We start from the raw sequence: 13,013 nt of genomic DNA on the forward strand, positions 1-13,013 counted from the left end.
CAACGACCATGTCCCTCTTCAGCGCCATTGGAAGTGCGACGGCAGGTCTGCGCGCTGTCCAGGCCCAGGTGAAGGTGGTCTCGGACAACGTCGCCCGCGCCGACGATCCCGCCCGCACCCGCCACACCGTGGGTCAGGTGGTGGACCGCAGCGGGTTCGTGCTCACCACCCAGTACCGCCGTGAAGTCGACCAGGCCATGCGCGCCCAGGTCGAGGATCTCACCGCCCGCGACGGCACCTCGGCCACCAAGTCCGAGTACATGCAGAAGCTGGGCGACCTGATGCGGACGACCAACGGCAATCCGCTCCTCAACACCTACGCCAGCAACTTGGAAGCCGCCTGGAAGTCGGTGGAAACCTCGCCGGAAAGCGAAGTCGCCCAGTACCAGCTGGTGCAGGCGGCCGACACCTTCGCGCGCGAGATCGTGCGGGTGTCCACGGGCGTGGAGGATCTGGACCGCGAGATGCGGACCGACATCGACACCTCGATGAAGGAGGTCAACCGCCTCCTGAAGGACATCGATCGCATCAACCGCGACATCGTTTCGCTGCAGGGTTACGGCTCGGCCGCGAACGAGGTGGCCGACAAGCGCGACAACCTCATCAAGGAGTTGAACACCTACATCGGCGTCCGCACGGTGGACCGTCCGGACGGCCGCGTGGCCATCTTCACCGCCTCGGGCCAGGCGCTGGTCGATGCCGAACCGGCAAATCTTTCCTTCGACGGCGGCAACATCAACCTAGTGACCGGCAACGACGTCACCTCGATCAACCATCACATCCGCGAAGGCAAGATCGCGGCGCTGCTGAACATGCGCGCCGACGGTTCCCGGCGCGAGCCGCCGGCGCCCGCCAGCGGCGACCCGACCGCCGAGGTGATCCGCAAGCTGCGCTCGCAGCTGGACGAGTTCGCGAAGATGTTCACCGCCCACACCAAGCCCGGCGAACCGACCAGCTTCCGCGACGCCTACGACAACGCCAACCCGGCGCTGGAGGGCGAGCAGGCCAACCAATTCTTCACGGGCGAGGACCGCTTCACCCTTCAGGTGAACGCTAAGCTGTTGAACAACGAAGCAAAAATCAAACAGTCGGCGATCAAGGACGTGGTCGCGGCGATGACTGCCACGGGCCGCAGCTTCGAAGCCGACGGCCTTAAGCTGTCCGACTCCTCCTACAGCAGCATGGCCAGCAACATCACCGGCACCTGGATGTCGGCGGCCAAGACCGTCAAGACCGCCAACGAGTTCGACAAGGACGCCAAGCAGATCCTTGAGGAGCGCTACCACTCCGTCACGGGCGTGAACATCGACGAGGAAATCGCCAACCTCCAGCAGCTTCAGACGTCGTACGCCGCTTCGGCACGGGTCATGCAAGTGACCAATACGATGTTTGACGCGCTGGAGGCGATCGTTCGATGAGCACGATCACGCAAGTTGGCAGCTACGCCAAGTACCTGGGCCTGGTCCGCAACCTGACGGCGGGCCAGCAGAAGGTGGACGACCTGTCGCAACAGCTGACGACCGGCAAGAAGTCGGTCGATCTCAACGCGTACGGGGCGGAAACGCAGAAGCTCCTGGAGCTTCGCGCGGAACTGGTGAAGCGCGACAACTACGTGCAGCAGATCGACACGGCGCTCCCGCGCGTGAAGGCATCGGACGTGGTGCTGGACCAGCTGGAGAAGATGGCGACGGACTGGCAGAGCAACAACCTGATGCCCTTCCAGCCGGGTCCCCCCAGCATCACCTCGCCCTTCAACGCCAAGCCCGACGCGATGTCGGTGACCGTGGACCCGGACAAGTCCAAACTCACCCAGAACGCGCGCTACACGGTGACGGCGGTCCCGTCGCAGAACGGCGAGAACGGAACCTTCGACATCACGGTGAGCGATGGTCTGGGAGGCAAGTCCACGCGCACCCTCAACCTGAAGACCGTTCCGCCCAACGACGGCGGCGGCTACAACTTCGCGATCACCGGCGGCCCCGGCGAGGGCGCAGTCCTCAACCTGAATTTCGACAAGCTGCAGGCGGCGTCCTCCAGCAGCTTCACCGTGACCTGGCCACAGGCCGACCAGACGCGCGAACGCGTCGAGGGCGCGTTGCGCGACATCCGCCAGATGCTGAACGAGCGTTTCGGCGACCGCTACCTCTTCGCCGGTTCCCGCTATTCGACGGAACCGGTGGGCGACCTGCTGGCGCAGAAGCAGACCAGCAAGGTGACCTTCAACGGCCCGATGACCGAGAAGGACGATTATTACGAGCTGAAGGTCGGCGGCCACATCATCTCGTGCATGAACAACGGCACCAGCCTGGACGTGTTCATCGACGGGCAAATACCCCAGTCGCCCACGCCGCCCAGCTACACGATCCCCAGCGGCGTCGCCAGCACGGTCAACGTGGCGAGCGCCATCGCGCAGACGATGGCCAGCGCGATCCAGTTCGGCAACCTGAACCTGCCGATGATCGTGTCGCAGGCCAACGGCATCATCACGATGGTCGGCAACGATCCCGGCAAGCCGTTCGACGTGACGGCGCGGGTTCAGAACCGGACGACCATCGAAAACACGGCGAGCACGCCGACGTCCTCGCCTGCAACGCTCCCCTCTATCGATCCCGTGACGCTCCTCCCCGTACCGGGTACTCCGCAGATCGACAGCTTCTCGCTGAACGGCGTGAACGTGGACATTGGCGACACTTTCGAATTCACGGTCGCCGTGGGCGATCCGGACGACCCCTACAATCAGAAACACTACAACGAATATCCGCACGAACCGCGCGACCTGCCGCCCTACCGGGAATACACGGTCCGCTACACGGTGACCGAGAAGGACTACAACCCTCCCAACAATGTCATGGACGTGACCCAGGTCGCGGCCAAGCTGCGCGAACAGTTCGGCAAGCTCGATCCGGCTCCGCCGATCACCATCGGCGGCGTGGGTCCGGCCATCGAGCTGACCAGCACCAACACCCTCGACCCGAACCACCCGACGCGGCAGCAGCTGTTCTCAACCTCGGCGAAGGTGATCAACGGCAGCATAGAGAACACGGTGACGGTGGCCACCCTGCCGCCGGAAGCCGATCCCATCACCGACATTCCCTATGTGAATCCGCCGGACCTGCCCTTCTACGACAACGAGTATCTGACCAAGCGGCAGAACGCGAAGGCCTTCGACAAGGCCGCCGTGACGGCCGACGACGGATTCAGCCTGACCTACGGCGTGACCAGCGACGATCGCGCCTTCCAGAAGCTGATCACCGCCTTCCGCATGGCCCGCGTCGCCGCCTCCAACCCCGGCAAGTACGAGGAATACATCGGCAAGTCCCGCGAGCTGATGGCCCAGGCCAAGGACGAGGTGCGGTCGGTGCACGCGAAGGTGGCCTCCGACCTCTCGACGCTGGAGCAGAAAAGCTCCGCCCACAAGGACGCGATGGCCACCGTGACCGAGCGTGTCGCCAAGATCGAGGGCATCGACGAAACCGAAGTGGCCGCCCGCCTGCGCGCCTCCATGAACGCGCTGGAAGCCGCCTACACCGTCGCCGGCCAGACCCAGAAACTGTCCCTGCTGAACTACATCGCGTGACCGTCAAAGCCCTTCTCCCCTCTGTGGGAGAAGAGCTTGCGATGAGGGGGCGGCCGACAGAACGGAAAACTGTAGCTACACCGACGATTCACCACCAAGACACGAAGACACAAAGAACGTCACAAAGGCCCGCCCACTCCGCGCGCACCGCAGGCGACGCCGGCGCTCCTTTGTGAAAATCTTCGTGTCTTTGTGTCTTCGTGGTGAATCGCGTTCATCCCGACCCTATCAGGAACGGCGACACCCAAAACAAAAGCGGCGCCCCATTGGGGGCGCCGCTTTTTTAGTTGCGTGTATTCCTCAGATCGAAATCCGCAGGCCTTCGCGATGGACCGGCGGCCCATCGGGGGCGGCGGTGGGCGGAGCGACCGGCGGGCGGGGCATCCCGGCCTGCGCCGGAGCCGCCTGCGGGGCCTGCGCCGGGGCGGCTGCGCCGGCCTGCTGCGCGGCGAGCAGCGCCTCGCGCTGGGCGGTCAGGCCGCTGGCGACCTGACGGTTGATGCTCACGAGCGTGTCGAGCTTGGTGCCGTCCAGATCGACGAGGCGCGCGATGGTCTCGCGGTCCACCAGCAGCGACAGGGCGGCGATGTTCGTCCGCACCTCCGGAGGATGCTGACAGTCGTCCTCGGTCATCGCGGCCTGAAAGATCGTCCAAAGGCGCTGGTTCAACTGCAGGGCCGCCTGCAGGGCTTCGGTGTTGCCCGGGTTGCGGCCGGCGTCGATCAGGCGGCGCGCCGCCTCCGCCAGCGCCCACGCTTCGACGTCGCGCGGATCGTCCGAGGTCGGCTTGCTTGCGTATTTCGGTGTCGGCTTCATTCCAAACCCTCGGTGCAGCCCGTCAAACCAGGGTGCATGTTCGCCACATCCAGGCGTCGCACCCCCTCACTTGGGCAGCGAGGATTGTCGGCGATCCGCCGACTTTTGTCAACTTGAGGGACCTATTTCCGACGCTTTGCAAGCATTTGCCACAACTTCGTCCCGGCGGCGCGCGACTGGCCGGAGAAGCTCCCGCGCGGCCGCCTCGACCGCGTCCACGGCGATGCCGTCCATCAGCCCGCTGGCCGTTGGGCTGGCCTTCTGGCGGGCCAACAGCTCGTCGCGCGGCACGGTGCTGATGACCGCGCGCGCCCGTGTGCCCCAGGGCCCATAGATCTCCGGGAAGCCCGGCCCGAACAGGCCGAGCGTCGGCGTGCCCGCCGCCGCCGCGATGTGCATCAGGCCGGAGTCGTTGCCGACGTAGAGCGCCGCCCGCCGCACGCAGGCTGCCGCCGTCAGCGGGTCGGTGCGGCCGGTCAGGTCCACGGCGCGCGCGCCCAGCGCCTCCAGCACCGGACGGGCGCGCTCACGCTCCGGCCCCGCCGCCAGCACCGCCACGCGGGCTCCCGGCAGCGGGCCGTCGTCGGCCGTCAGGCGTCCGGCCAGTTCGGCGAAGCGCTCCGCCGGCCATTCCTTGCCCGGCCAGTTGGCGGTCGGCCCGATCGCCAGGAAGGGGCCGATGTCCGGCGGCAGCAGGCGGGCGGCCTCAGCCTCCGCGTCCGCGTCGACCCACAGGCGGGGCGAGGGCGCCGCCGCCAGCCCCAGCACCCGGCCGATCTCCTCGACCTTGTGCAGTTCGGGGGCGCGAGCGTGGAAGACGCGGCGCCCGGCCGGGACCAGACGCCCCACGGCCGAATTGCGCAGATCCACCACGAGGTCCCAGCGCGTGCCGACGCAGGCTCCCCACAGCGCCAGCCAATGCCGGGCGAAGGACCGTTTCGGCATGGGAATCAGCCGTTCCAGCCCCGGCACGGCCCGAAACAGCGGCGCCGGCAGCGGTCCGCAGGCGACCGTCAGGGCGGCCCCCGGATAGCGGTCCACCAGATGGCCTAACAGACCAGTGGACAGCACCGCGTCGCCCAGGCGGTTGGAGGTGATGAACAGGATGCGCAAGCCCAAGCCCCTACCCCGCCGCCGTCTCGGCGGAGCCAGCGCGCCGGCGCAGGCCGCGCCCCATGATCCACACCGCCGGCACCAGCGCCAGCACCGGCAGCAGGTACATCAACGGCACGAAGCCCAGCATCTTCGACGCCAGACTGGTCAGGCCCAGCACCGCCGATTGCAGCACCATCACCAGCAGCACGGCCGTGGTCACGCGCACCGTCTGGCCGCGCCGGTTGAACTCGCCCGACAGCAGGCTGGCCAGCGCCACCATCGTGTAGGCCAGCGCCAGCAGCGGCGAGGACAGCCGGTGGTGCAGCTCCGCGATCAGGTCGCGCACGATCTTCTCGTTCCCGGCCACCGGTTCCGGCGGGTTCAGCAGTTCGGAGGTGGAGCGTTCCCGCGCGTCCGGCCAGCGTTCGCCGGGGGCGTTGGTCAGCACCTTCAGGTCCACGGCGTAGCGTTCGAAGAACAGCTGCGACAGCCGGTTGGTCTTGCGGTCCAGCTCCTGCCGGTTGCCGTTGTAGACGACGAAGCGCGCCCCCTCCGGCCCGGTCAGCATCACCGCGCGCTCGCCCATGATCGTCACCGGCTTTTCCGCCACGCGGCCGTCGTGGATGACCACGTTGTGCAGGTTGCCCTCGGAATCGCGCTCGCGCAGGAAGACGCTGAATCGCTCGCCCACGTCGTTGAACACGCCCTCGCGCAGGAACAGCTGCGAATAGTCGTTGCGCACGGCGTATTCCATGCGCACCAGCTCCTGGTGGGCGGCGGGCGTGATCCACAGGTTCAGGGCGTAGACGACGACCGTCACCCCGAAGGCCAGCACCATCGCCGGCTTGGCCAGCGAGAAGGGGCCGACGCCGGCGGCGCGCATCACCACCAGCTCGCTGTCCGTGGCCAGCCGGTTGTAGGTGAACAGCACCGCCCCCACGAGCGCGAGCGGCAGCACGATGCCGAGGAAGGTCGGCACCGTCAGCAGCAGAAGCCACAGGAACATCCGCATCGGCGCGCCGGCTTCCACCACGATCTCGATCAGGCGCAGCGACTGGCTCAGCCAGATCGTCAGCGTCAGACCGGCGGTGGAATACAGCGTCGCGACCAGCAGGTTGCGGAAGAGATACCGTTGCAGTCGATTCATGAGCGTGCGTCGCGGGAAATCCGGCGTGAAGCTGACGGGGAGAGAGGCGTGGGTCAAGTGCTGATCTGGCAGGATGCCGGAATGCCGCGATTCCGCACCCGTCCGCCGGCACATAAAACGAAAGTCATATATCTCTAAGGGTGCATGACGAACAGCCGCATTATATGTGTGGTTGTTTTAAAGTAGAATATCAGTCAAAACCAACGTGGCGCCCACCCTTCGACCGGCGCCCGGGAGTGTTGGATGCTGGATCTCGTGGCCGTACGACGGGCGATCGAGGATGTGGAGCGGGCTGCCACCGCCGCCGCACTGGCGAACCGCCCCAGCGTGGCGACGGCGACCGGCGACACGCTGGCCCGGCTCTACAGCGTCTACGCCCAGGGCATGCTCCAGGCCAACGGCATCCAGGTGGATCTCGACGATCTGTGCGCCCAGTGCTGCCGCGACTGCCCGGACGGGCGTTGCGTGCGCGAAGGAACGCTTTCCTGATTCCCATTTGACGGCGGCACCTTAAGATGGCCGCCCTGTCCAGGGATGCGCCCTCGCGAAGGAGGTTCCATGGCCGACCGGCCGCTCGTCAGCATCATCACGCCCAGTTGGGGGCGCGAGGACTTCCTGCCGCTGTGCCACGCCCGCGTGACCGCCCAGACCTACCCGGAGATTGAGTGGCTGGTCTTCGACGACAGCCCGCGCCCGTCGCCCCATCTCCAGCCGCTCGCCGGCCCGCGCCTGAAGTATTTCTACTCGGCCAGCCGCTACGCCATCGGCGAGAAGCGCAACATCCTGGCCGAACACGCGAAGGGTGAGATCATCGTCCATTTCGACGACGACGATTTCTACGCGCCGACTTACGTGGAGCGTCTCGTCGGCTGGCTGGAGCGGGGATTTGATGGCCGGGGCTTCGACGCGGTGAAGCTGTCGGGCTGGTTCCTGTTCAGCGCGCTGCACGGGACTTTCGGCTATTGGGACACGGCGCGCGGCGGCGCACACCATCGCTGGGGCCGCACGACCCGCGCCTACGTCGATGCCCCCGACACGCCGCCGGCCGACGACAACCTGACCGGCTACGGCTTTTCCTACGCCTATCGCCGGTCCGTGTGGGAGGCGGTACGCTTCCCGACCGTCAACGCCTGCGAGGACGCCCCCTTCATGAAGGCCGCGCGCGAGCGTTTCCGCTTTGCCGCCTTCCCGGACGCCGAGGGGCTGTGCCTGCACACGCTGCACGCCCGCAGCACCAGCCTGTGCCTGCCCCAATACGAACTGCCCCCGGTTCTGCTGGAACGCCTGTTCGGCCCGGATGTGGCGCCGTACGTGGCAACGCAGACGCCCTGAAATCCCTCACCCCGCCCGCCTTCCGTTCCGCCTTGCCGGCCGGTTGGCGGGGTTGCAGGCCAGCACGCAAGCCTGGATGTCTTCGGGCCGGACGGGCTTGCGCAGATAGCCGACGCGGCTGGCGCGGGCGATGCCGTACAGCTCGGCGGACACGTCGCCGGTGATCAGCCAGGCCGGCGTTTCCTCCCCCACGTCGGCGCGCAGCCGCTCCACCGCCTTCAGGCCACTGCCGTCCCGGCCCAGGTGGTAGTTGGCGATCAGCAGATCGGGCAACGCCGGCGAGGCATGGACCAGCCGTTCCGCCTCCTCCGCGTTGGTGGCGGTCAGGACGGTGCCGCCGACCTCCTCCAGGAACAGGCGCAGGGCCAGCGCCACCATCGGGTCGTCCTCGATCACCAGGGCAAGGCATGGACGTCCCGCCACGAGCTTGGCCGCGCACGGCGAAGCCAGAACTTCCGGCTCGGCCCGCTGGCGGGTGGTCGGCACCGTGATGGAAAAGCGGGAGCCCTTGCCCGGCGTCGAGGCCACCTCGACCGGCGCGCGCATCATCCCGGCGGCCCGCTGCACGATGGCAAGGCCCAGGCCATAGCCCTGCTCCGGGCTCCGCGCGCTGCCGGGGGCGCGGTAGGCTTCGCGGAAGATCAGGGCCTTCTGCTCCGCCGGGATGCCGATGCCGGTGTCCACCACGTCGATGCGCAGCCGGTGGTCCAGACGGCGGCAGCCGACCAGGATCCCGCCCCGGTCGGTGTAGCGGATGGCGTTGGAGATGAAGTTGCGCAGGACGCGCTCCAGCAGCACTGGATCGCCGTAGACCGCCAGGCCGCAGGGCTTCACGCGGAAGGTCAGCCCCTTGTCCCGCGCCATGATCTCGAACTCGCCGCGCAGCCGTTCCAGCAGGTCGTTGATCGCGATGGGCATGGCCTGCACGGCGCGCTGCCCCGTCTCCAGCTGCGACAGGTCGAGCAGGGATTCAAACAGCTCCGTCAGTGCCGCCAGGGTCTCGTTCGCCCGGTCCACCACCGGGCGCAGCTGCGCGTCGGTGGTGCGGCGGCTCAGAACCTCCAGGAACAGGCGCAGCGCCATCATCGGCTGGCGCAGGTCGTGGCTGGCCATGGCCAGGAAGCGGGATTTGGCGGTGTTGGCGTCTTCCGCCACCTCCGCCGCCGCGCGCGCGCGCTCCTGCTCCGCCGCGGCGAGCACAAGGGCCGTGGTGTCCGAATGCCGGGCGAGCGCCCGCGCCCGCCCCGGCCCGTTGACGGCGGAAACATACAGGTCGAACCAGCGCGGCTGCTTCGGCCCGTGGCATGGGTAGGTCATGTGAAAGGACGGCCGCCGCCCCGCCAGCACCGCGCGGATTCCGGCCGCCGCCTCGGCCGCGTCGGTGTCGCCGGCCTCGGCGGCCCGGTCGCACACCGCCAGATAGTTGGCCCCGATTCCCGCCTTCGAATCGGCCCAGCCGTTGTCGCGGGCGAAATCCCGCCAAGAACGGTTGGCGCGGATGATCGTCCCGTCTTCGCTTAAGACGGCGATGCTGTCCTGAAAGACGTCAAGCAGGTAGACGGCATGACGCTCCCGCGCGCGGCCGACGATGTCCTTCAGTTTTGGCACAAGCCATCCGCGTGGATCCATGGCCTTTCTTTTTGTTTGTGTACTGGCGAATGCCCCCGTATGCCCATGAAGGCTCTCACCTGCGGTGTTCAACCGCAAGTGTCCTTCCGGATCCTTATCCTCATCTTTCGAAAGGGGAGTCGCGTTTTCCCGGCTCAGACCTGCCGGTTCAAATCTGCCAGCTCAGACTTGCACATCAAGGAACATGCCGCGGCGATAGTTGCGCGGCAGCATCAGGATGCCGTTGACCAGCAGGCTCGCCAGTTCACGGACCGTAGGGATGCGCTGGCGCCCGCCGCCGACTGCCTCGGCCCGCCCGCGCACGCCAATCGGGCCGGACGGCGCGACGCGCCGGCCGCCGAGATCGGAGCGGATCGGTTCGTTGGAGCGTTCGCCGGTGCGTCGGGTTTCAACCATGGCTTTCATTTACCATAAACGCGGGCTATCGGCAACAGTCGCCCTCAATCGTCGCCCGCCGCCTTGCGCCGGCTTGACCGGAGTTATCCACAGAACGGTGCATAAGGCCGTGGATAAGCCTGTTGAACCATCGGTCCCGCCTCTCCGGCTTGCGCGTCGGCTCCGGCGCCGCCGATTCGGCCCGCCTTCTCCGAACGGCGGAGGTCCCACCACCCCCTGCGCCACCCGCTATCCCGAAGATGGTCTGTTCGGCCCGTGTGTGCATCCCGACTATCGGGACCGTTCACAGGACCAACCCCGGAAAGGACGGCGCATGGCGCACTACCTCGTGACGGGCGGCTGCGGTTTCATCGGCTCCCATCTCGCCGACCGGCTGATCGCCGATGGCCATCGGGTCACGATCCTCGACGACCTGTCCACTGGACGGCTGGAGAACAAGCCGCAAGGCGCCCGGCTCGTCACCGGCGACGTGGCCGATCCGGACGCCGTGCGCCACGCCATGGAAGGGGTGGACGGCGTGTTCCACCTAGCCGCCGTCGCCTCCGTCCAGCGCTCGCGGGAGCTGTGGGCGGAGACGCACCGCACCAACCTGTCCGGCACCATCACCGTGTTCGAGGCGGCGCGCACCGCCCGCGACGGCGCGCCGGTGCCGGTCGTCTATGCCTCATCCGCCGCTGTCTACGGCGACAACACGGCGACGCCGCTGCGCGAGGACTCCGCCACTCGGCCTCTGTCCGCCTACGGCGCCGACAAGCTGGGCTGCGAGCTGCATGCCCGCGTCGCCTGGGAAATCCACGGGGTGCCGACGGTGGGCTTCCGCTTCTTCAACGTCTACGGCCCGCGCCAGGATCCGCACTCCCCCTACTCCGGCGTGATCTCCATCTTCGCCCGCCGGGTGGCGCGCGGCGAGAGCGTGGACATCCACGGCGATGGCAAACAGGTGCGCGACTTCGTCTTCGTCGGCGACGTGGTGCACTTCCTCGCCCGCGCCATGGAGATGAGGCCGGCGGGGTCGGAGGTGTTCAACCTGTGCACCGGCCGCCCGACCTCCCTGCTGATGCTGCTGGACGTGTTGCAGGAGCTGTGCGGCAGCCAGGTGCGCCGTCACCATCACCCGGCGCGGGCCGGCGACATCCGCGTGTCCATCGGCGACCCCGCGCGCCTGCGCGCGGCCTTCGGCGAGGGCGCCCGCGTCGGCCTGCTGCAAGGGCTCAGCGCCACCCTGACCGGCCAGATGCCATAAACGCCAAGCGCCCTAAACCGATGGGCCGGGCTCCGCCGCCGCGATGCCGCGCAGCCACGCGCGGAAGGCGGCGAAGCCCGGATCGGCGTGGCGGGCCGGGCGTGACACCAGATACCACGCCCGCCCCATGGGCACCGCCAGCGGAAAGGGCGTGACCAGCCGCCCGGCGGCCACATCGTCCACGACGTAGGGCTGCGCCCCCAGCGCCACCCCCACCCCGTCCAGCGCCGCCTGCAAGGCCATGGCGTAGCTGCCGAAGGACAGCCCTTTCGACGCGGACGGCGCCAGTCCGGCCGCCGCGAACCAGTGCGGCCAGTCGTCCGCCCAGTGCGACACCGACAGCAGCGTGATGGACAGCAAATCCTCCGGCCGGCGCAAGCTCCGGGCCAGCGCGGGTGCGCAGACCGGCAGCATCGCGGCGGTGAACAGCGGCTCCGCCTCGTAACCCGGCCAGTGCCCGTCGCCCAGCAGCACCGCGCAGGTCCAGTCGTCGCGGATCGGCATGCCCGCCCCGCCGGTGGCGATGCGCACCTCCACGTCCGGGTGACCGGCGTGGAAGCCCGACAGGCGTGGAATCAGCCAGCGCACCGCGAAGGTGGCGCCGACCCCCACGGTCAGCACCGGCCCGCCGCGCATGGCGGTGACCCGCTCGACGCTGTCGGCGATCATGTCGAAGGCACCCGTCAGGCCCGGTTGCAGCGCCCTCCCCCGGTCGGTCAGTTCCAGCGCATTGGCGCGCCGTTCGAACAGGGCGAAGCCCAACCGCTCCTCCAGCAGGCGCACCATGCGGCTGACGGCGGCCTGCGAGACGTTCAGCTCCCCCGCCGCCGCCGTAAAGCTGCCGTGCCGGGCCGCGGCCTCGAACGCGCGCAGGGCGTTCAGCGAAGGCAGGCGCCGCATTCTTGTATCTCTCTCCACCCCAACATTTCCTGAGGGTCAGCATCAGACAATGCCGTTTGCGGCGCAAGCCCGCCAGCGCCATCATTCTTCCACAGCCTCAAAAAAACTGGATGGAGCGGGATGCTGACGTTTCCCCTGACGGTCGGACTCGGCCTTGCGGTGCTGGTCACCTCGTTCCTGTCGGGCCTGTTCGGCATGGCCGGCGGCATGGTGCTTATGGGCGTTCTGCTGCTGATGCTGCCCGTCACCTCGGCCATGCTGCTGCACGGCATCACGCAGATGACCTCCAACGGCTGGCGGGCGTGGCTGTGGCGCCGGCACGTGCGTTGGGGTGTCGTGGCGCAATTCCTGTTGGGCGGAGCCATGGCGGTCGCCATCTTCGCACTGATCGGCTACGTGCCGGACAAGGCGGTGTCGCTGATCGTGCTGGGCCTGTCGCCCTTCATGGCGATGGCTGTGCCGGCCCACTGGTCACCCAACGTGACGCGGCGCGGCCACAGCGTGCTGGCGGGCCTGCTGTGCATGGGCGTGCAGATGATCGCCGGCATCTCCGGCCCGCTGCTCGACGTGTTCTTCGTAAAGTCCGGCCTGTCGCGCCAGAGCATCGTCGCCACCAAGGCCACGACGCAGGTCTTCGGCCACCTGTTCAAGGCAGTCTACTTCGGTTCCCTGGTTGCCGGATCGGAGTCCGAATCGCTGGAGATCGTCGCGACGCTGATGTGCATCGCGACCGCCGTGCTGGGCACCAGCCTGTCGCGCCGTGCGCTGGATGGCATGACCGACGCCCAGTTCCGCAGCTGGAGCCAACGCCTGATCGTCCTGACCGGAACCGCCTACCTCGGCCAGGGGGTGTTCCTGCTGATCGCACGGTGACCGTG

12 protein-coding genes are annotated in these 13,013 nt (G+C 67.8%); 6 read left to right on the plus strand and 6 right to left on the minus strand.

The window, feature by feature from the left end:
* Positions 1–8 precede the first annotated feature (8 nt).
* Together flgK and J2852_RS20460 are read left to right on the plus strand one after the other, a co-directional pair.
* Positions 9–1,418 (plus strand): flagellar hook-associated protein FlgK, encoded by a 1,410-nt coding sequence (gene flgK / locus J2852_RS20455; protein WP_209878990.1) that lies wholly within the window; start codon positions 9–11, stop codon positions 1,416–1,418.
* Positions 1,415–3,577 (plus strand): hypothetical protein, encoded by a 2,163-nt coding sequence (locus J2852_RS20460; protein WP_209878992.1) that lies wholly within the window; start codon positions 1,415–1,417, stop codon positions 3,575–3,577. The genes flgK and J2852_RS20460 overlap by 4 nt, the downstream gene beginning before the upstream one ends.
* 300 nt (positions 3,578–3,877) lie before the next feature.
* On the opposite strand, the gene J2852_RS20465 is transcribed toward J2852_RS20460, so the two are convergent.
* From J2852_RS20465 to lptF, 3 genes are all read right to left on the minus strand, one after another.
* A complete protein-coding gene (locus tag J2852_RS20465) occupies positions 3,878–4,393 on the minus strand; it encodes a flagellar biosynthesis regulator FlaF (RefSeq protein WP_209878994.1) in 516 nt (171 codons plus the stop codon).
* Between the two features lie 108 nt (positions 4,394–4,501).
* On the minus strand, positions 4,502–5,512 hold the full coding sequence (locus J2852_RS20470; protein ID WP_343206790.1) for a glycosyltransferase family 9 protein: 1,011 nt from the start codon (positions 5,510–5,512) through the stop codon (positions 4,502–4,504).
* Positions 5,513–5,516: 4 nt separating this feature from the next.
* On the minus strand, positions 5,517–6,635 hold the full coding sequence (gene lptF / locus J2852_RS20475) for an LPS export ABC transporter permease LptF (protein WP_209878996.1): 1,119 nt from the start codon (positions 6,633–6,635) through the stop codon (positions 5,517–5,519).
* 243 nt (positions 6,636–6,878) lie between these two features.
* Here lptF and J2852_RS20480 point away from each other — a divergent pair, with 243 nt between their 5' ends.
* Both J2852_RS20480 and J2852_RS20485 read left to right on the plus strand, forming a co-directional pair.
* Positions 6,879–7,124: a hypothetical protein gene (locus tag J2852_RS20480; RefSeq protein WP_209878998.1), complete on the plus strand. Its 246-nt coding sequence runs from the start codon at positions 6,879–6,881 to the stop codon at positions 7,122–7,124.
* Positions 7,125–7,193: 69 nt separating this feature from the next.
* Complete coding sequence (locus tag J2852_RS20485) at positions 7,194–7,967, plus strand: glycosyltransferase family 2 protein (protein WP_209879000.1); 774 nt, start codon at positions 7,194–7,196, stop codon at positions 7,965–7,967.
* 6 nt (positions 7,968–7,973) lie between these two features.
* Here J2852_RS20485 and J2852_RS32110 read toward each other — a convergent pair whose 3' ends face one another.
* Both J2852_RS32110 and J2852_RS20495 read right to left on the minus strand, forming a co-directional pair.
* Positions 7,974–9,575: an ATP-binding response regulator gene (locus J2852_RS32110; protein WP_209879002.1), complete on the minus strand. Its 1,602-nt coding sequence runs from the start codon at positions 9,573–9,575 to the stop codon at positions 7,974–7,976.
* A 183-nt stretch (positions 9,576–9,758) separates the two neighbouring features.
* Complete coding sequence (locus J2852_RS20495; RefSeq protein ID WP_246499881.1) at positions 9,759–10,001, minus strand: hypothetical protein; 243 nt, start codon at positions 9,999–10,001, stop codon at positions 9,759–9,761.
* A 304-nt stretch (positions 10,002–10,305) separates the two neighbouring features.
* Between J2852_RS20495 and J2852_RS20500 the strand changes: the two genes are divergently transcribed.
* Positions 10,306–11,235, plus strand: coding sequence for an NAD-dependent epimerase/dehydratase family protein (locus J2852_RS20500; protein WP_209879004.1), 930 nt, complete (start codon positions 10,306–10,308; stop codon positions 11,233–11,235).
* Positions 11,236–11,247: 12 nt separating this feature from the next.
* Here the strand turns inward: J2852_RS20500 and gcvA are convergent, their stop codons facing one another.
* Complete coding sequence (gene gcvA / locus J2852_RS20505) at positions 11,248–12,135, minus strand: transcriptional regulator GcvA (protein ID WP_209879006.1); 888 nt, start codon at positions 12,133–12,135, stop codon at positions 11,248–11,250.
* Positions 12,136–12,255: 120 nt separating this feature from the next.
* On the opposite strand from gcvA, the gene J2852_RS20510 reads away from it, so the two are divergent.
* Entirely contained in the window at positions 12,256–13,008 is a 753-nt protein-coding gene (locus tag J2852_RS20510) for a TSUP family transporter (RefSeq protein ID WP_209879008.1), read from the plus strand.
* The last annotated feature ends 5 nt before the right edge of the window (positions 13,009–13,013 follow it).

Origin of the sequence: Azospirillum soli (genome assembly GCF_017876165.1) — a bacterium.
GTDB classification, from domain to species: domain Bacteria; phylum Pseudomonadota; class Alphaproteobacteria; order Azospirillales; family Azospirillaceae; genus Azospirillum; species Azospirillum soli.